The organism is Mesorhizobium sp. M1E.F.Ca.ET.041.01.1.1 (assembly GCF_003997355.1).
Lineage (GTDB): Bacteria > Pseudomonadota > Alphaproteobacteria > Rhizobiales > Rhizobiaceae > Mesorhizobium.
On the sequence record NZ_RZSL01000071.1, the window covers coordinates 1 to 17,168 of the forward strand.

A 17,168-nucleotide genomic window follows, 5' to 3' on the forward strand; every position below is an offset into this window, starting at 1 on the left:
CTTTTTCGACAGGATCGAGGCGGTGATCAACGGCACCGACTCCACCGTGCCGGTCACGTCGCGGATCGCGTAGAGCCGGCGGTCGGCCGGCGCGAGATCGGCGGTCTGGCCGATAATGGCGCAGCCGGTTTCCAGCACCGTTTTGCGGAAGCGCGCCACATCCGGCTGGCTGGTATAGCCGGGAATGGCGTCCATCTTGTCGAGCGTGCCGCCGGTATGGCCAAGGCCGCGGCCGGAGATCATCGGCACATAGGCGCCGCAGGCGGCGACGATCGGCGCCAGCATCAGCGAGACATTGTCGCCGACGCCGCCGGTCGAATGCTTGTCGGTGACCGGGCCCGGCAGGTCGGACCAGTCGAGCACGTCGCCGGAATCGCGCATGGCAATCGTCAGCGCCACCGCCTCCTCACGGCTCATGCCTTTGAGGAACACGGCCATGGCAAAGGCGCCGATCTGTCCCTCCGAGAGGGTGCCGGCCGTTATCCCCTCGATGAAGGTCGCGATCTCGGACGCCGAGAGCCTGTGGCCGTCGCGCTTGCGGCGGATGATTTCCTGGGGGAGCATCAGCTTTCCGGCAAACCTTCCTGGAAGACACGCCGCAGGATCGTCGCCAGCCGCGCGCCGCCGATCGGCGCCATGTCCTTGGTTTCCTGGTGCGAGAGCTCGGCTCCGGTCATGCCGGCCGCCAGGTTGGTGATGACCGAGCAGGCGGCGACCTTGAGGCCGAGGAAGCGGGCGAGGATGACTTCCGGCACGGTCGACATGCCGACGGCGTTGGCGCCCATGATGCGCGCCATGCGGATCTCGGCCGGCGTCTCGAAACATGGTCCCGAGAACCACATGTAGACGCCCTGGTGCAGCGCGGTGCCGGTTGCCTTGGCCGCCTTCTCGATCGCCTTGCGCAGACCGGCATCATAGGCCTCGGTGAGGCCGACGAAGCGGCGGTCGCTCGGCTCACCGATCAGCGGATTGGAACCGGAAAAATTGATGTGGTCGGTGATCAGCATCACTGAACCCGGCCCCATGTCGGGCTCGACGGAGCCGGCGGCGTTGGTGAGAATGAGATGCGAGATGCCGATGCCGGCAAGCGCCTCCAGCGCCGGGCGCATCGCGGCGGCGTTGCCGTGCTCGTAGTAGTGGGCGCGGCCGGACAGCATCAGCACGGGCGTGCCGGCGAAATACCCGGCCACCACCTCGCCGGCATGGCCGGAGACACCGCTTCGCGGGAAGCCGGGCAGCTCGGCATAAGAGATACGCCGCGCATCCTCGACCTGGTCGACCAGTCCACCCAGGCCGGAACCCAAGACAAGGGCCGCGGTCGGCGCCAGCCCGTCGAGCTTCTCGACCAGATGATCCAGTGCTTCCTTCATTTCAAGCCGCTCTTCATTTCAAAATGTCGCCCCTGAAGCCGTAAGGCAGCATATCGCCCATGGTGACTGTTTCGACCACGCCGGTATTGTCGCAGAGATAGAGCTTGGTCTCCGGCCGGCAGAACTCCGCCAGCCGCTGCCGGCAGCCGCCGCAGGGCGTGCATCTGGCCATGCGCTCGGCAATCACCGCGATCTCGGTGATCTTGCCGCCGCCACCCATGATGTAGTGGCCGAGCGCCGTGGTCTCGGCGCACCAGCCTTCGGGATAGGACGCCACCTCGATGTTGGCGCCGGCAAAGATGCGCCCGTCCTCGGTGCGCAGCGCCGCGCCCACCGGAAACTTGGAATAGGGCGCATAGGCCTTCGCCATCGCGGCCTTCGCCGCCTCGAACAGATCATGCGACATTCAGGTCTTCTCTCCCACGATCTTGTCCAAAAGCCGATTGCCACCGAGGCGGGGCCGTTCGTGTCGTCGCGATCTCAGCGTTCCTTGACGTAGGGCACGCCGCCGGCGCGCGGCGGGATCGCCTTGCCGATGAAGCCGGCGAGCAGGATGACGGTGAGCACATAGGGCAATGCCTGCATGAACTGCACCGGTACCTTGCCGATGACCGGCAGCGCCGTGCCTTGCAGGCGGATCGACAGCGCGTCGAGGAAGCCGAACAGCAGGCAGGCGAACATGGCGTTGACCGGCTTCCATTTGGCGAAGATCAGCGCGGCGAGCGCAATGTAGCCCTTGCCCGCCGTCATGTCCTTCACGAAGCCGCCATTCTGCACCATCGACAGATAGGCGCCGGCGACGCCGGTAAGCACGCCGGTGCAGATCAGCGCCCGGTAGCGCAGCCAGGCGACCGAGATGCCGGCGGTGTCGACGGCGGCCGGGTTCTCGCCGACCGCGCGCATCCTGAGGCCGAAACGGGTGCGGAACAGCACCCACCAGGTGAACGGCACCATCGCGAAGGCGAAGTAGACCAGGATCGAATGACCCGAGATCAGCTCGGCATAGATCGGCCCGAGGATCGGCACGTCACGGACGGCTTCGGCGCCGGGCCAAACGATCGCCTCGAACCGCTCGCCCGGCTGCAGCGCCGGCGTGCGTCCGCCCTGCTGGAACCAGGCCTGGCCGAGGATGATGGTCGAGCCGGCGGCAACGAAATTGATGGCGACGCCGGAGACGATCTGGTTGCCGCGATGCGTGATCGAGGCGAAGCCGTGCACCATGGCGAAGGCGACCGAGATCAGGATGGCCATGCCGAGGCCGATCAAGGCGGAATGGAAGACCGAGGCCGCGGCTGCGCCGGCGAAGGCGCCGACCAGCATCTTGCCTTCGAGGCCGATGTCGAAGATGCCGGCGCGCTCGGAATAAAGGCCGGCGAGGCAGGCAAGCAGCAGCGGCACCGACAGTCGGATGGTCGAGTCCAGCACCTGGACGATGGCGGCGAAACTGTCCATCTCAGGCCCCCTTCCCCTTGACCGCTTCGATGCCGACAGCTTTCGGGCTGAACGAGGCGAACAGCGTCTGGATATACGGCCTGAACATATGCTCCAGCGCCCCGGCAAAGAGGATGACCAGGCCCTGGATGATGACGATCATGTCGCGGCTGATCGCCGGCATCTCGAAGGCAAGTTCGGCACCGCCCTGGTAAAGCATGCCGAACAGGATCGCCGCCAGCACGATGCCGACCGGATGCAGCCTGCCCATCAGCGCCACGGCGATGCCGACATAGCCGGCGCCCGAGACGAAATCGATGGCGACATTGTGCTGGTCGCCCATCACCGGGTTGAGCGCCATCATGCCGGCCAGCGCGCCCGAGATCATCATCGCGGTGAGGATGATGCGGGTTTCCGAAATACCGGCATAGCGCGCAGCCTTCGGGCTATGGCCATAGGTGCGCATCTCGTAACCGAGCTTGGTGCGCCAGATCAGCAGCCAGACCAGGAACGCCATCACCAGCGCCAGCAGGAAGCAGATGTTGAGCGGCGCCGAGCGGATCTTGGCGCCGAACAATTCGATGATCCAGTTGAGCTTCGGCAATTCCGCGCCGGCGAGGAAATTGCGTGTCTGCGGCGCCTGCGATCCGGCCGGCTTCAGCGGACCGACCAGCAGATAGACCATCACCGAGGCGGCGATGAAGTTGAACATGATGGTGGTGATGACGATGTGCGAGCCGCGCTTGGCCTGCAGATAGGCGGGGATGAAGCCCCAGAGCGCGCCGAACACCGCCGCGGCGACGATCGCTATCGGAAAGATCACCCACCAGGGCAGCACGCTGTCGAAGCTGAGGCAGACGAGCGCGATGCCGAGGCCGCCGATATAGGCCTGGCCCTCGGTGCCGATGTTGAACAGGCTGCAATGCGCCGCCACCGCCACCGACAGCCCGGTGAAGATGAAGGTGGTGGCGTAGAACAAGGTGAAGGCGATGCCCGTGCCCTTGCCGAAAGCGCCCTCGACCAGGATGACGGCGGCGCGGAACGGATTTTCGCCGACCAGCATGACGACGAAGCCGGCGACGATGAAGGCCACCGAGAGATTGATCAGCGGGATCAGCCCATAGTCGGCCCAGGCCGGCAGCTTGGCGTAGGGCGTGCTCATTCGGCGGCCTCCTGGTGTTCGACGCCGGCCATCAGGAGACCAAGCTCGCCTTCGGTCGCCTCCGGCCCGCGCTCGCCGACGATGCGGCCGGCGAACATCACCAGGATGCGGTCCGACAGCGAGCGGATCTCGTCGAGCTCGACCGACACCACCAGCACCGCCTTGCCCTGGTCGCGCATGGCGATCAGCCGCTTATGGATGAATTCGATGGCGCCGACATCGACGCCGCGCGTCGGCTGGCCGACGATCAGCACGCCGGGGTCTTGCTCCATCTCCCGCGCCAGCACGATCTTCTGCTGGTTGCCGCCCGAGAAATTGGCCGTCCTCAGCCGCGGATTGCCAGGACGGATGTCGTATTTCTCGATCTTGTCCTTCGCGTCGGCCATGATGGCATCGACGTTGAGAAACGGTCCCTTCAAATAACGCTCGTCGTCGTGATAGCCGAGGATCGAATTCTCGTTCTCCTCGAAGGCGAGCACCAGCCCGACATGGTGGCGATCCTCCGGCACATGCGCGAGACCGCGGTCGCGCAATTCGCCGGGATCGGCCTTGCCGGTGAGGTCGACCGGCTTGCCTTCGAGCATGACCTCGCCCGAGACGGCATGCCGGATACCGGAGATCGCCTCGAGCAGTTCCGACTGGCCGTTGCCGGCCACGCCGGCGATGCCGACGATCTCGCCGCCGCGCACGTCGAAGGAGACGTCGTCGACCATGGTGACGCCGCGCGAATCCTTGACCGTCAGGTTCTTGACCGAGAGCTTTATCGCGCCGGCCTCCGACTGGCCCTTCTCGACCCGCAAGAGCACGCGCCGGCCGACCATCAGCTCGGCCAGCTCGCCGACCGTGGTTTCCTTCGTCACCCTGGTGGCCACCATGGTTCCCTGGCGCATGACCGACACCGTGTCGGTGATGGCCATGATCTCACGCAGCTTATGGGTGATCAGCACCACCGTTTTTCCCTGCTCCTTCAATTGCTTGAGGATGCGGAAAAGGTGGTCGGCCTCGGCCGGCGTCAGAACCCCGGTCGGCTCGTCGAGGATCAGGATCTCGGCGCCGCGATAGAGCGCCTTGAGGATTTCGACGCGCTGCTGGAGACCGACCGGCAGTTCCTCGATGACGGCATCGGGATCGACCTCGAGGCCGTATTCGCGCTCGAGCCGCTCGAGCTCCGAGCGCGCCTTGGCGATGCTGCTCTTCAAGAGCGCGTCATTCTCGGCGCCGAGGATGACGTTCTCCAGCACCGTGAAATTGTCGACCAGCATGAAATGCTGGTGCACCATGCCGATGCCGAGCGCGATGGCGTCGTTGGAGGTGCTGATCGACACCGGCTTGCCGCCGACGTGGATTTCGCCGCTGTCGGCCTGGTAGAAGCCATAGAGGATCGACATCAGCGTCGACTTGCCGGCGCCGTTCTCGCCGACGATGCCGTGGATGGTGCCGCGCACGACTTCCAGGTTGATGTCGCGGTTGGCGCGCACCGCGCCAAAACTCTTGTTGATGCCTATGAGTTCGATTGCGGCTTGCGCCATGCAGCCTGTCCCACTCTTATTTTTTTATCGCTTGGTCAAAATGCCTAGCATGATGCCCCGCCCGTGCCAATTGGCCGGAACACCATTCACTCTCGACAAATCCCCGCGCGCTTGTCAATTTCGAACGTGGCCGAGAGCTTCACATTCACAGAACCCGAGTTTTGAATGACCAAACCTGACGACCGGCTGACGACGCTGGAAATCCGTGCCGCCGAGCAGGAAAAGACGATCGAGGAACTGTCCGGCCAGATAGCCGAGCAGTGGAAGGTGATCGAACGCATGGAACGCAAGCTCGCCGCCCTTGCCGATCGGTTCCTGGCCCTGGAGGAGCAGGCCGCTCCCGACGTGCCGGTGACCAAGCCGCCGCACTATTGAGCGGGCATTGGGGGGTGAGCGGGCATTTTTGGGGGAGAACGGTCATGGCCAGTGAAGGAGACCGCATCGCAAGGGCCGGCGACTATGTTTTCGGCCTGATGGACGAAAGGGAACGCGCCCGCGCCGAGCGCGACCTCGAGATCGATCCCGCCTTTCGCGACGCGGTGCTGCGGCTCGCCGAGCGCATGCGTGCCCTGGAAACGACCGCGCCATCCAACGCGGCCTCCGACGAGCGCTGGAATCTTGTCCAGCAGCGGCTGGCCGGGTTGCCGCAGATGCGGCTTGCCGGGCTGAGCAACGGCGAATCGCAGCCGCAACCGATCATGATCCATCGACTCGAGCGCAAGCCCTACGGCGTCGGCGTACATTCCCTGGGCGGCCGGCTCGGACTTGTCATCGCGCTCGCCCTGCTGGCGGCCTTCGCGCTGGGCTATCTGGCGGGCACGCTATAGTTCACGCGACATCAGACGCATCGGCTGGCCGTCCTGGTCGAAAGTATCGACCGCAGTCCAGCCGAGCGCTTCGTAAAAAAGACGGGCCTCCCAGGTGTAGAGATAAAGCCTGTCCACGCCCGCCGATGCAGCATGGGCCTCGACGGCTCTTAGCAGCGCTGCGCCAACGCCCTGGCTTCGATGCGCTTCGTCAACGACAAGCCCGGCAAGCCATGGTGTCACATCATGCGCCGGATCGATCTCATTGCGAACGAGCAGGCAGCTTCCGATCGGCGCGCCGCCGACGCGGGCGACGAAGGCCGCCTCCAACCCGTCGCCACCGAGCAATGCGATAAGCCCGGCAATATCTTCTTCGAGCGTCCGGCCCGTACCCTCGAAGAAAGCCGCAAGGCGTAGTTTCGCTATGGCCTCGACGTCGCGCTCGGTCATGGCGTCGATTGTCGGTTGCATGATGCTTATCCAAAAAGAAACCGCCGGGCGAAGGCCCGGCGGTCAAACAAACCTTGACTCGATCTGCCGATCAATACGGGCAATTGTTGTCCGCGGTATAGTCGTGCACCTGGACCTTGCCGGCGATGATGTCGGCCTTGGCCTTTTCAACGGCCGCCTTCATCTCGTCGGTCACCAGCGCCTTGTTGTTGTCGTCCATGGCGTAGTCCACGCCGCCCTCCTTGAGGCCGAGATTCTGGACGCCGCCCTTGAAGGTGCCGTTCTTGCCGTCCATGAAGGCGTTGTAGACGGCGACGTCGACGCGCTTCATCATCGAGGTCAGCACCTTGCCGGGCTGCAGGCCGTTCTGGTTGGAATCGACGCCGATGCCGAGCTTGCCGGCATCAGCGGCCGCCTGCAGCACGCCGACGCCGGTGCCGCCCGCGGCGGCATAGACGACGTCCGCGCCCTGGTCGATCTGCGTCTTGGCGATCTCGCCGCCCTTGGCCGGGTCGTTCCAGGCGGCCGGCGTGTCGCCGGTCATGTTCTGGATGACGTCGGTGGCGCCGGCCGACTTGGCGCCGCCGACATAACCGCACTCGAACTTGCGGATCAGCGGAATGTCCATGCCGCCGACGAAGCCGACCTTCTTCGACTTCGACGCCATCGCCGCCAGGATGCCGACGAGGTACGAGCCCTCATTTTCCTTGAATACCAGCGAGCGGACATTGGGCAGGTCGACGGCATCGTCGATGATGGCGAAGTTGAGGTCGGTATATTCGGCCGCGACCTTCTTCAGCGCATCCTCCCAGGCGAAGCCGGCCATGACGATCGGGTTGCGGCCGTCCTCGGCGAAGCGGCGCAGCGCCTGCTCGCGCTGCGAGGCGTTGGAAACCTCGAATTCGACGTAAGCGACGCCGGTTTCGGCCTTGAACTTCTCGGCGCCGTGAAAGGCGGCCTCGTTGAAGGATTTGTCGAACTTTCCGCCGAGATCGTAGAGGATGGCCGGCTGGACATCCGCGGCGAAAGCCGGAAGAACCATTGCAGTTGCGGCCAGAAGGCCGAGAACGATACGTTTCATGTGATCCACACCCTGTCGGTTATTTTCCGTTTGCACCGCATCCCTGCCCGGTTCTCCGGCAGGCATGCGACGTCAGGCAGGAAGTGTTTTCCCCTCCCGCTCGCGGCCAATCTGGCACGGCCCGAAACAAAATTCACGTGGAATTTTGACCTCTTGGAAAAAGCGGTCGGGCCGACCGTTTCATGCGGAACGAAACCTCCGCGTCAGTTGGTCGGAGCGAATTCGTGGCGCCGCCGCCGGTAGCCGATGGCGTAGAGCAGGAACGCCAACACCGCGAACACCGCGAAACCGGGCTGGCCGAGCACCCAGGCGATGGCGCCGTCCCAGACCAGCGGACTGGCGTTGGCGCGTACATAGGTCTCGAAGGCCGCTCGGGTGTCGGGCGATACCGCCAGCCAGCTTGCGTTGAGCGGCGTCATGACGAGCGCCGATGCCGCCACCGAGCGCGTGGTGTCGATCACCGCCATGATGACGGAAATAGACAATGCAACCATAGCCGCCAGCCGAAAGATGAAACGCAACATCCAACGCTCTCCCCGGGAAAAGCTCCCGTCTGCCCCGCAACCGACATAGAGCGTGCGCAACCGCCACGCAATCGCGACACACGATTTTGAGCGGCTCTATCTATTTGTTTTGACGCAATTCCGGACGGCAAACCGCTACGCATTTTTCCCGGAATTGCTTTGCGCCGATGGCGCCTGCTTTCGCCGGTTGACCCGCCAGATGGCGAAGATTCCGCCGGCGACCGCGCCGACGATCAGGCCCGCGAGGCCGACGAAGGCGGCGAAAAACCCGCAGGCGCCCTCGAAGCAGCTCATATGGGTGGCGTCCGCGATCAGCGACCCGGCAAGAAATCCGGCTCCGGCGCCGATGGCGCCGCCAAGGATGATCCCGAGCAGCGCCGCAACGAGCGAGACCAGGAGCGGCGGGCGTTCGGTCTCCGGATTGGCGTAGACCGCCTCGGCGCCGGCGCCTCGCCGCAGGAGATAGATGCAGAGCAGGCCGATGGCGATCTCGGCTATGGTGAGGCCCAGCGCTTCGGCGGAGAAGACGAAGTCGGGCACCAGAAGCGTATAGGCCTGGCGCACGACGAGCCACAGGATGATGGCCACCTGCCAGATGGTGTAGTGGCGGGGGAAACGCGCCGACCGGTTGAAGGCGAGGCCGAGCAGGTAAAGCCCCCACAGGATCGTGACGAGGCCGCCGGCGAGGCCGCCATAGATCAGGAACAACACACTTTCCGGCAGGTTGAAGTCGCCGATCAGCCGCCAGCTCGAGATCAGGCCATAGGCCGACAGCCCCATGACGATCATCAGCCACGCCACCGGGATGAAGGAGAGCCCGCTGTCCGGCCGGCCCGCGGGTTGCTGGTCGATCGATGCCATGTCAGGACAATGCCCCTCGCAAAGCCCAATGCAATTCCAGGAGCAGCCGCTCCCATGCGAATTTGCAGGAAACCAACAGTTGGAGCGATCCAGCGATTCTACCGAACACCGAAGCGCTCCATGGGAGTCGACAGGCAACCAGGGCCGAAGTCAAGCGCGGACGGGCCCTGCGGAGCACCGACGACATCACGGCTGTCGCCTTAGCTCCTCCATCGCCTTCAACCGGACGACCGATACCGAGCAAAGGGCGCGCGCCACGACTTTGGTCGAGACACTGCCGAGATGCCGGCGAAGCGCCGAAGACGAGCGGGCGCCGACAACGATATGCCCAACGTCATTGTGCTCGGCGTAGTGGAGGATGGCGTCGGCCGGGCTGACGGCCTCGAGCACATGATAGCTTATGCGGTCCTCCGGCAGATGCAGAGGATGCGCCCAGTCTTTGAGCGCCACCAGCCGCTTCAGGTAGGTCAGTTGTCCTGATTCATCGGCGGCCGGCGTGTCGCCGATGATCTCGGTCTTCAGCACCGTCACACAGGCCAGCCAGGAATCCTCCCGCGCGGCAAGCACGCGCGCGGTTTCGTGGAGAACCTCGGCAGCCAGCGCATCGCTTCCGTTGGCGAGGTCGACCGCGGCCAGAACGATCGGCGGTCCGGCCTGTACCCTCGAGCTAGCCGGCTTCCCCACCAGCGCCTTCTCATCTGTTCTGCGGAAGAGATTCCTGATGCCGTCCCAGCTTCTTGCGTTCGATGGCGCGCGCGGCCTGGCAACCACGACCTGGTCGGGGTTTCTGAGGTCTGAAAGCACATGCGCCGCCTCGGCATAGCGCTTGGACCTGTCGACTTCCATGCATCGCAGGATGACGGCTTCCAACCACCTCGGAATGGCCTTGTCGATATCTCGCGGCGGCTTGGGCGCATGATAGAGCCTGCGCTTCATTCCGGCGAGCGTGGCCGGACGTCCGAACGGCTCCTCGCCGGTGACGAGCTGATAGAGGATGCAGCCCAGCGCAAACAGGTCGCTTGCGGGATCGGACCTCTCGCCCAGAACCTGTTCCGGCGAAATATAGGCTGCGGTGCCCATCGGCACGGAACTCTCCTCGCCGAGAAGGTCCGGAAGCTCGGCGTGGCGGGCGAGGCCGAAGTCCAGAAGCACGGCGCCGCGCTCGGCCAGGATGATGTTCTCGGGCTTGAGATCGAGATGAACGACCTTCTGGCGGTGCAAGGCGGCGAGCGCCTTCGCGATTTCGGCGCCGATCCTTGCCACCTCGTCCGGCGGCAACGGCGTGCGGCCGGCCGCTTCCGCCAGGCCGACCCCGGCAACGAACTCCATTGCGATATAGGGGACCTTTGCCAGGCCGCCGGATGCGGCGTAGCGCGGCACATGCGGACCCGACAGGCGTTTGAGGATCAGTTCCTCGGCTTCGAAGCCAAGAATGACGGAGACGTCCCCGCCTGGGTCGAGAAAAGGGATCTTCAGCAGAAGCGGAAAATCGAACTTCGAATTTTTCGCGCGCCACAGCGCCGCCATGCCGCCGGACTGAAGCCTTTCGACGAGTTCGAAACCGTCGATGCTTGCCCCTGCCTCCAACCTGTCCATCGATCGTCTCCGGGAAACTAGAGCAATTCCAGGAAAAGTGTGAGCGGTTTTCCGCCCGGAATTGCGTCAAAACAAGGAGCTATAGCGGGTCGCCGTTTCCGTGAAACGGCGAACCGCTCTAGCGGCCAATTTTCAAGCGCATGCCAAGCCACGCGGGCAGGCCGGACGCCTCGATCTTGCGGGCGGTCGCCTCATGATCGTAAGGAACGCGAACCATTGTCACCTCATGCCGTTCGGTGTCGAGAAGCGCAAAGCAGGCGGCCGGATTGCCGTCGCGCGGCTGGCCGACCGCGCCAACGACGATCAGATGCCGCCGCAGTCCGGACAAGGGCGCCGCCACATTGTTCCGCGGCGAAAAATGGATGGGCCGCGCGCCGGGCAAGGCGTAGTAGATGGCCGGAATGTGGGTGTGGCCACAGAAGATGAAGCGGGCATCGCTCGAGGACAAGCAGCGTCCCGCCGCGTCGACTTCGCGTATATAGACCCATTTTTCCGGCCGATCCGCGCTGGCGTGGACATAGAGCCGGTCCTCGGACCGCAGCGAAAGCGGCAGCCGCGCCAGGAAATCGAGATGCTCCCGGCCGAGCTGCTTGCGGGTCCACTCGATGGAGACCCGCGCGTTCTCGGTCATGTCGTTCCGGCCAAGCGCCGCCGCCTCGTCATGGTTGCCCATGATGCAGAAGGCGCCGCTCCTTGCCAGATCGGCCGCCTCCTCGACCACGTAGACAGGATCGGGCCCATAGCCGACCAGGTCGCCAAGCAGGACCAACTGGTCCGGCGCCAGATTCTGAACGGCCTCCAGGACTGCGTCGAACGCCTCGCGGTTGGCATGGATGTCAGACAGGATCGCGATGCGCATTCAACCTTGTCCCGAAACCGGCGCAAGATAGCAAGCCGGCGGCCGCAAGGGATTTGATCCGGCTCAATGGCCATGCACGAACCGCGGCAAGGCCTTCCGTCCCAGCGGCGGCCGGAGCTGTCTCGGCGCCAGACGGCAAATGCCGTTTGCAATGCCATTATGGCTTGGCATTCGCTTTAGGATCGACTAGATGAGCCCCGCGCCTGTTTGCCTAGACGGTTAGAGGTGCTGGGAAGGGGTTGCCCGCCGGTTGAAGGCTCCCCAGATTGTCCGATGAGGCCTTCCCGAGGGAGATGCATCTCCCCAATCCGCACGGCGAAACCGGCCGGCGCGAGAATGCAAGGACGGAGAGGTGGCCGAGTGGTTGAAGGCGCACGCCTGGAAAGTGTGTTTACGGGAAACCGTAACGCGGGTTCGAATCCCGCTCTCTCCGCCATAAGTTTTCCTAATGAATCAATGATTTCAAATACTTAGCCAGTTCATGGCGCACTTAAAAGTCGAAGCGTCCTTAATCTATGTGACAAACTGTCGGGAATCCACTTGGTCCGCCATGGCGTCGCTCAACCTCGAGGTGATCAGCGTCGTGTTTGGGGCCGTGAGCGGACAGTCAGCTTTCGGGTCTTGGCGATTGGATAACTGCCGTGCGCGGCGGGCACTTCCGAATGGCAGGAAGCGCCCAATTGGAGACGTTTAGGCAGTCAATCCATGGTCCCGAAAGCAGCCAAAGCGCGCTCCCGACACCGTCGCGATAAAGGCTCGCAGGTCGGCCAGCATCAGTTCCGGCTCTTCCAGCGCGGCGAAATGCCCGCCTCGCGGCATGTCGGTCCAATGCACGATGTTGTAGGTTTTCTCCGCGAACGAGCGCGGCGGCGGCAAGAACACCGGATCAGGAAAGGCCGCAACGCCGGTCGGCACCTGGATGCGGGTGCCGGCCGGAAGCATCAGCGACCCCTCAATCCGGCTGCCGTAGTAGATCCAGGTTGCAGTCACGAACGATGCCGGCGCGATGTAGAGCATGATGTTGGTGAGGAGTTCCTCCTCGGAAAACTTGCTCCATATGTCCGGGGCGCCATCGGCGGTTGTCGGAAGATCGGCCCACTTGCCGAACTTTTCGAGTATCCAGCCCGCCGCTCCGACCGGGCTGTCGGCCATCGCGACGCCAAGCGTCTGCGGACGTGTTTCCTGCTCGTGAAAGTAGGCCCTCTCCCAATCGGCAATCGCGGCCCGCTTGGCGGCGAAGGACTTCTCCTCGTCGGTCGTCGGAGCGGCATCCTCCGCACGCACGGTCATCATGTTAATATGGATGCCGAGCAGAGCGTCCGGTCGATCATGCGCTGCCCAGGCCGCGATGCCGTGGCCCCAATCGCCCCCTTGAACGAAATACCGCGCGTCGCCGAACAGTTGTATCATCAGCCCATGCACGAGCGCAGCAGCCCGCCGCGGGCCGATCGGGCGCGTGATCGGGTTGGAGAACGCGAAGCCAGGAAGCGAGGGGACGACAACATCGTGCCCGTCCGCTGCGAGCGGCTGCAACAGCCGCTCGAACTCGAGAAACGAGCCCGGCCAGCCGTGGAGAAGCAGTACGGGCGGCTTGGAGCCGTCACCCTTCACATGAACGAAGTGGAGGTGCTCGCCTTCCACGTCGGCCGTGAAGTTGGGCAGCGCGTTAAGGCGCCGTTCGACCGCACGCCAGTCGTAGCTGTCCCGCCAATAACCGGCGAGTCGCTTGAGGTCATCAACCCCGACCCCCGCCGACCAGCCTCCCGCATCCGGCAGCTGGCTCCAGTCATAAGCCTCGACCTTGGCTCTGATCGTGGCGAGCCGTTCGTCAGGAATGTTTATTATGTAGGGTGAAATCATGATGTTCTCCGCTTAAACGGCTGACGACGTTGACCGCCGAAGGGTAATACCGACTGAACTGAAAGCTGCGCACAACGTTTCCTGAAACGCCATCCTTTTTGCGAACGGCGCCACGGCAAAACGTCTGCTATGCAGGTCGGCGTTGCCGTAGGCGCAATGTCCGCTTTCCACCCTTTCCGGACTTCCCCCAAGGCCAGAACAAACGTCCGCTTTTAAGATCTCCAACGGCGCATTCGAATGACCGATTTGAGGCGCAAAGCCGACATTCCTTTCGCGCGCGACTCTCGAATACCCCTCAAAATGAGTGGACGGACTCGGAGCAGCGAGCTTATAGAAACCGTGACCTGTCGCCCCGGCCGTGTAACAAGCTGCGTAACAAAGAAAATAAAAAGTTGAATATTTTCAACGTTATAGGCCTAAGATCGAAAGACGCTCTCTCCGCCATCCTGCTTCGCGCTGGGCGCCTCGCAGGATGAATCCGGCGAATTCTTCTCAGCGCGAAGCAGGATGCCCTCCGAAGCCTTGGCGAAGGAGGGCCAAACGGATCTGACACGCCACAGCGCCTGTCGCGATTGTCCCGGTGTCAGGCAGATTGCTTCAACCGACCACGCCAAAACCGATCGCCGGTTCGCTCGGATCTCCCAGTGGCTGTCGCAACTGAGGCCGTCCGGCCGGGGACTGCGGCGATCCGCCGGCCGCGTCTTTCCGTGCCGCCCTTCAACGAGCCATGAGGATCGGTAGGCCCGGGTCCTCGATCATCGACTTGGTCACGCCTCCAAAGATGCGCTCGCGCAGCCTGGAATGACCGTAGGCTCCCATGACAATGAGTTCGGCGCCGGTGTCGACCGCATGCTGGCGAAGGACATCGGCGATCGAATGGTCTGCACTCGGCAGGCGCTCGACCGTAACCTTCACGCCATGGCGGGCGAGATAGGCGGCCAGGTCCGCGCCGGGTTCATCTCCATGGTGCCGTTCGTCCTCGACCGGGTCGATCATGACGACGCGCACCTCATCGGCGCCTGACAGCATGTCGAGCGACTCCCGCACGGCGCGCGTGGCTTCCAGGCCGGCGTCCCACGCGACAAGGACGCGTTTCGGTTTCAACGTCGGGCGCGCGCCCTGGGGGACCAGCAGGATGGGCTTTCCGGACGAGAAAAGTCCGCCTGCAATGACCTTCTCCTTGAGCAGGTGGCTTGCGAGCATTTCCGGCCCGACAATGGCCAGATCGGCGTAACGGGCGCGCCGGCCGATGACTTCATCCGCCCATGACTGCTCTGGGTAGTCGGTGGCGAGGTCAGCCGATACGCGGCTTTCCGACAGCAACTTGGAAACGGCCGAGGTGCGTCTCTTCAGCATTTCCATTTCGGCTTCGCGCTCCGCGAGCCAGGCTGGCGAGACGACCGCTGCATATTCTCCGCCCGAAGGGGGCGCGGCCATGAGCAGGACAAGCACGGAGAGATGCGCGTTGAGTTCTTCGCACAGACCAGTGGCGAGCCTCAGATCATCGTCTGCGTGATCCGGTCCTGTGACCGTGAGCAATGTCTTGAATGCCATGGCGGCGGCTCCTTCTCCGAAAGAGGTTCACTAAGGACGTAGACGTAGCGAGCCGGCCGCAATCCTTCCTTGCGCTGAATCAAACCGATCCCCCTCGCAAGATTGATCCCGGTCAACGTGCGCGCGCGCCGCAAGCATTAGCCTGACACCGATAACAGGAGGCGAAGCAATGAGATTCTGGATTACGGCGGGTTTCGCGGCGCTGACCCTGAGCGCCTCGTCCGCACAGCAGATGAGTAATGGAGAGCAGGAGTATCTGAACTCCTGCGCGGTCTGCCACGGTGTGGACGGCAAGGGCGACGGACCCTTGGCCGACGCGTTGCGGAAGCGTCCCGCGGATCTGACGACGCTGACGAGCCGCAATGGCGGGGAATTTCCATACTGGCGGGTCTACGCGACGATCGACGGCCGCGGCATGATACCGGAGCACGGCGAGCGCGAGATGCCGGTCTGGGGCGACCAGTTCCTGCCGGACGACGTGAAACGCTACGGTCCCTACGGTGGGGAGGCCGTCACCACGGAACGCATCCATAACCTGACCGGTTATGTCCAGACGCTCCAACGCCAGTAAAACCCATGGGTTTCAGCCGGCAGGATCGAACGATGTTGCAAACCAGGGCCGGGAACGCGCGCCATGATCGTTGAGAACCAGGATGCCGTGGTCGAAATGCTGAAGGATCCCGCCGCCTATGGCGAGGCAGGAGCCGTTGAGGCGATCGAAACCCACATCTCTCGGATTTTCCTTGTCGGGCGACGCGCCTTCAAACTGAAGCGGGCGGTGAAGCTGCCCTATGTCGATTTTTCGACACCGGAGCTTCGGCTCAGCGCGTGCGAAAAGGAGGTGGAGCTCAACTCCAGGACGGCGCCCGGCCTTTACCTTCAGGTGCGGCGCATAATGCGGGACGGAGACCGGCTCGCCATGGACGGACCGGGAGAGCTGGTCGATGCCGTCATCGAGATGGTCCGTTTCGATCAGTCGCAACTTCTCGACCGAATGGCGACCGCGGGCGAATTGACACCTGCGCTGATGACGGAAGCCGCGCGCATGATCGCGCAATATCATCGTGGCACGCAGGAAATGCACACCGGCACCGGATCGGCGAACATCGGCGGGGTGCTCGAGATCAATTCGGCCGGATTTGCGACAAGCCACGTGTTCGATCGGGAGGAGACCGAAACGCTCGACGCGGCGTTTCGCGCCGCCCTCGCCCGCCATGCCGGCCTGCTTGACCGGCGCGAGGCTTCAGGCCGTGTCCGCCGCTGCCACGGCGATCTCCACCTGCGCAACATCTGCCTCTTCGACGGCGAGCCTCGCCTGTTCGACTGCATCGAATTCAACGACCGGATCGCCACCGTCGACGTGCTCTACGACCTCGCATTTCTGTTGATGGATCTGTGGCATCGCGGTTTTCCTCAATTCGCCAATCTGGTGATGAACCGATATCTCGACGACGCCGACGACGAAGACGGCTTTATCCTGCTGCCGTTCTTCATGGCGGTGCGGGCGGCGGTGCGCGCGCATGTCACGGCAACGCAGGTCGAGGAAGGCAGCTCCAACGCCACGGAGCTGATCGCCGAAGCGCGATCCTATTTCGAGCTCGCCCGAGCCTTGCTGACCGAAACGCCGCCGCGGCTCATTGCGATCGGCGGACTGAGCGGCTCAGGCAAGACGACGGTCGCCGAGGCGCTCGCCCCCCACATCGGCGCGGCCCCAGGCGCCCGGGTCGTCGAGAGCGATCGCATCCGCAAGGCCATGCACGGGGTGGCCGCGGAGACAAGGCTGCCGGACAAGGCCTACCGGCCTGGCGTGTCGGAACGCGTCTATCGCCAGATCGCGTGGCGCGCGGAGCTGATCCTCGCCGAAGGCGGCTCAGTCGTCGCCGACGCCGTTTTCGACAACCCGGACGATCGCGACAGGATCGAGCGCGCCGCAAGGGAGATAAAGGTTCCGTTTGCGGGATTTTGGCTGTCGGCCAATCCGTCGGTCCTGTGGCGTCGGGTCAGCGAGCGCAAGGGTGGCCCTTCCGATGCCACGATCGACATCCTGTCGCGACGATTTCAGCGATATTGCGATCGGCTTCGATC

The 17,168-nt window shown here is 63.8% G+C and carries 18 protein-coding genes and 1 tRNA gene; 5 read left to right on the forward strand and 14 right to left on the reverse strand.

Going from position 1 to position 17,168, the window contains the following annotated elements; translation table 11 throughout:
* The 6 genes from EOA38_RS08840 to EOA38_RS08865 all read right to left on the reverse strand — a co-directional run.
* A partial coding sequence (locus tag EOA38_RS08840; RefSeq protein ID WP_127298979.1) for a thymidine phosphorylase occupies nucleotides 1-564 on the reverse strand: 564 nt, incomplete at its 3' end.
* Nucleotides 564-1,370, reverse strand: a complete 807-nt coding sequence (locus EOA38_RS08845) for a purine-nucleoside phosphorylase (protein WP_126092073.1) — start codon at nucleotides 1,368-1,370, stop codon at nucleotides 564-566. The genes EOA38_RS08840 and EOA38_RS08845, both read right to left, overlap by 1 nt.
* A 13-nt stretch (nucleotides 1,371-1,383) precedes the next feature.
* Entirely contained in the window at nucleotides 1,384-1,776 is a 393-nt protein-coding gene (cdd, locus tag EOA38_RS08850) for a cytidine deaminase (RefSeq protein WP_126092072.1), read from the reverse strand.
* A gap of 74 nt (nucleotides 1,777-1,850) precedes the next feature.
* Nucleotides 1,851-2,822 carry an ABC transporter permease gene (locus tag EOA38_RS08855; RefSeq protein WP_126092071.1) on the reverse strand — a complete coding sequence of 324 codons (972 nt, stop codon included), beginning with the start codon at nucleotides 2,820-2,822 and terminating at the stop codon, nucleotides 1,851-1,853.
* Between the two features lies 1 nt (nucleotide 2,823).
* The gene (locus tag EOA38_RS08860; RefSeq protein ID WP_126092070.1) at nucleotides 2,824-3,963 is read right to left on the reverse strand and encodes an ABC transporter permease; all 1,140 of its coding nucleotides are present in this window, start codon (nucleotides 3,961-3,963) and stop codon (nucleotides 2,824-2,826) included.
* On the reverse strand, nucleotides 3,960-5,492 hold the full coding sequence (locus tag EOA38_RS08865; RefSeq protein ID WP_126092069.1) for an ABC transporter ATP-binding protein: 1,533 nt from the start codon (nucleotides 5,490-5,492) through the stop codon (nucleotides 3,960-3,962). Before EOA38_RS08865 ends, EOA38_RS08860 begins: the two co-directional genes overlap by 4 nt.
* Nucleotides 5,493-5,657: 165 nt before the next feature.
* On the opposite strand from EOA38_RS08865, the gene EOA38_RS08870 reads away from it, so the two are divergent.
* Together EOA38_RS08870 and EOA38_RS08875 are read left to right on the forward strand one after the other, a co-directional pair.
* Complete coding sequence (locus tag EOA38_RS08870; protein ID WP_126092068.1) at nucleotides 5,658-5,867, forward strand: SlyX family protein; 210 nt, start codon at nucleotides 5,658-5,660, stop codon at nucleotides 5,865-5,867.
* 44 nt (nucleotides 5,868-5,911) lie between these two features.
* The gene (locus EOA38_RS08875) at nucleotides 5,912-6,319 is read left to right on the forward strand and encodes a hypothetical protein (RefSeq protein ID WP_126092067.1); all 408 of its coding nucleotides are present in this window, start codon (nucleotides 5,912-5,914) and stop codon (nucleotides 6,317-6,319) included.
* Here EOA38_RS08875 and EOA38_RS08880 read toward each other — a convergent pair.
* The 6 genes from EOA38_RS08880 to EOA38_RS08905 form a co-directional block, all read right to left on the reverse strand.
* On the reverse strand, nucleotides 6,314-6,769 hold the full coding sequence (locus EOA38_RS08880) for a GNAT family N-acetyltransferase (RefSeq protein WP_126092066.1): 456 nt from the start codon (nucleotides 6,767-6,769) through the stop codon (nucleotides 6,314-6,316). The genes EOA38_RS08875 and EOA38_RS08880 overlap by 6 nt on opposite strands.
* A gap of 70 nt (nucleotides 6,770-6,839) precedes the next feature.
* Nucleotides 6,840-7,829 (reverse strand): BMP family ABC transporter substrate-binding protein, encoded by a 990-nt coding sequence (locus EOA38_RS08885; RefSeq protein ID WP_126092065.1) that lies wholly within the window; start codon nucleotides 7,827-7,829, stop codon nucleotides 6,840-6,842.
* A 203-nt stretch (nucleotides 7,830-8,032) separates the two neighbouring features.
* The gene (locus EOA38_RS08890; RefSeq protein WP_126092064.1) at nucleotides 8,033-8,353 is read right to left on the reverse strand and encodes a hypothetical protein; all 321 of its coding nucleotides are present in this window, start codon (nucleotides 8,351-8,353) and stop codon (nucleotides 8,033-8,035) included.
* A gap of 135 nt (nucleotides 8,354-8,488) precedes the next feature.
* Nucleotides 8,489-9,214 (reverse strand): hypothetical protein, encoded by a 726-nt coding sequence (locus EOA38_RS08895; RefSeq protein ID WP_126092063.1) that lies wholly within the window; start codon nucleotides 9,212-9,214, stop codon nucleotides 8,489-8,491.
* A 186-nt stretch (nucleotides 9,215-9,400) separates the two neighbouring features.
* A complete protein-coding gene (locus tag EOA38_RS08900) occupies nucleotides 9,401-10,810 on the reverse strand; it encodes a bifunctional serine/threonine-protein kinase/universal stress protein (RefSeq protein ID WP_126092062.1) in 1,410 nt (469 codons plus the stop codon).
* Nucleotides 10,811-10,928: 118 nt separating this feature from the next.
* A complete protein-coding gene (locus tag EOA38_RS08905; protein WP_126092061.1) occupies nucleotides 10,929-11,669 on the reverse strand; it encodes a metallophosphoesterase family protein in 741 nt (246 codons plus the stop codon).
* A gap of 346 nt (nucleotides 11,670-12,015) precedes the next feature.
* On the opposite strand from EOA38_RS08905, the gene EOA38_RS08910 reads away from it, so the two are divergent.
* Nucleotides 12,016-12,105 (forward strand) — tRNA-Ser (locus EOA38_RS08910).
* 254 nt (nucleotides 12,106-12,359) lie between these two features.
* Here the strand turns inward: EOA38_RS08910 and EOA38_RS08915 are convergent.
* Entirely contained in the window at nucleotides 12,360-13,529 is a 1,170-nt protein-coding gene (locus tag EOA38_RS08915) for an epoxide hydrolase family protein (RefSeq protein WP_127298980.1), read from the reverse strand.
* A 717-nt stretch (nucleotides 13,530-14,246) separates the two neighbouring features.
* The gene (locus EOA38_RS08920; RefSeq protein ID WP_126092060.1) at nucleotides 14,247-15,083 is read right to left on the reverse strand and encodes a universal stress protein; all 837 of its coding nucleotides are present in this window, start codon (nucleotides 15,081-15,083) and stop codon (nucleotides 14,247-14,249) included.
* A 169-nt stretch (nucleotides 15,084-15,252) separates the two neighbouring features.
* Between EOA38_RS08920 and EOA38_RS08925 the strand changes: the two genes are divergently transcribed.
* Nucleotides 15,253-15,654 carry a cytochrome c gene (locus tag EOA38_RS08925; RefSeq protein ID WP_126092059.1) on the forward strand — a complete coding sequence of 134 codons (402 nt, stop codon included), beginning with the start codon at nucleotides 15,253-15,255 and terminating at the stop codon, nucleotides 15,652-15,654.
* 63 nt (nucleotides 15,655-15,717) lie between these two features.
* On the forward strand, nucleotides 15,718-17,168 hold a 1,451-nt coding region (locus tag EOA38_RS08930; RefSeq protein ID WP_127298981.1), incomplete at its 3' end, for a bifunctional aminoglycoside phosphotransferase/ATP-binding protein.

Coding starts and splice junctions, on each gene's coding strand:
- EOA38_RS08915 (WP_127298980.1), bottom strand. CDS start 13,529: ATGATTTCACCCTACATAATAAACATTCCTGACGAACGGCTCGCCACG.
- EOA38_RS08870 (WP_126092068.1), top strand. CDS start 5,658: ATGACCAAACCTGACGACCGGCTGACGACGCTGGAAATCCGTGCCGCC.
- EOA38_RS08900 (WP_126092062.1), bottom strand. CDS start 10,810: ATGGACAGGTTGGAGGCAGGGGCAAGCATCGACGGTTTCGAACTCGTC.
- cdd (WP_126092072.1), bottom strand. CDS start 1,776: ATGTCGCATGATCTGTTCGAGGCGGCGAAGGCCGCGATGGCGAAGGCC.
- EOA38_RS08920 (WP_126092060.1), bottom strand. CDS start 15,083: ATGGCATTCAAGACATTGCTCACGGTCACAGGACCGGATCACGCAGAC.
- EOA38_RS08885 (WP_126092065.1), bottom strand. CDS start 7,829: ATGAAACGTATCGTTCTCGGCCTTCTGGCCGCAACTGCAATGGTTCTT.
- EOA38_RS08905 (WP_126092061.1), bottom strand. CDS start 11,669: ATGCGCATCGCGATCCTGTCTGACATCCATGCCAACCGCGAGGCGTTC.
- EOA38_RS08890 (WP_126092064.1), bottom strand. CDS start 8,353: ATGTTGCGTTTCATCTTTCGGCTGGCGGCTATGGTTGCATTGTCTATT.
- EOA38_RS08925 (WP_126092059.1), top strand. CDS start 15,253: ATGAGATTCTGGATTACGGCGGGTTTCGCGGCGCTGACCCTGAGCGCC.
- EOA38_RS08880 (WP_126092066.1), bottom strand. CDS start 6,769: ATGCAACCGACAATCGACGCCATGACCGAGCGCGACGTCGAGGCCATA.
- EOA38_RS08845 (WP_126092073.1), bottom strand. CDS start 1,370: ATGAAGGAAGCACTGGATCATCTGGTCGAGAAGCTCGACGGGCTGGCG.
- EOA38_RS08855 (WP_126092071.1), bottom strand. CDS start 2,822: ATGGACAGTTTCGCCGCCATCGTCCAGGTGCTGGACTCGACCATCCGA.
- EOA38_RS08875 (WP_126092067.1), top strand. CDS start 5,912: ATGGCCAGTGAAGGAGACCGCATCGCAAGGGCCGGCGACTATGTTTTC.
- EOA38_RS08860 (WP_126092070.1), bottom strand. CDS start 3,963: ATGAGCACGCCCTACGCCAAGCTGCCGGCCTGGGCCGACTATGGGCTG.
- EOA38_RS08865 (WP_126092069.1), bottom strand. CDS start 5,492: ATGGCGCAAGCCGCAATCGAACTCATAGGCATCAACAAGAGTTTTGGC.
- EOA38_RS08895 (WP_126092063.1), bottom strand. CDS start 9,214: ATGGCATCGATCGACCAGCAACCCGCGGGCCGGCCGGACAGCGGGCTC.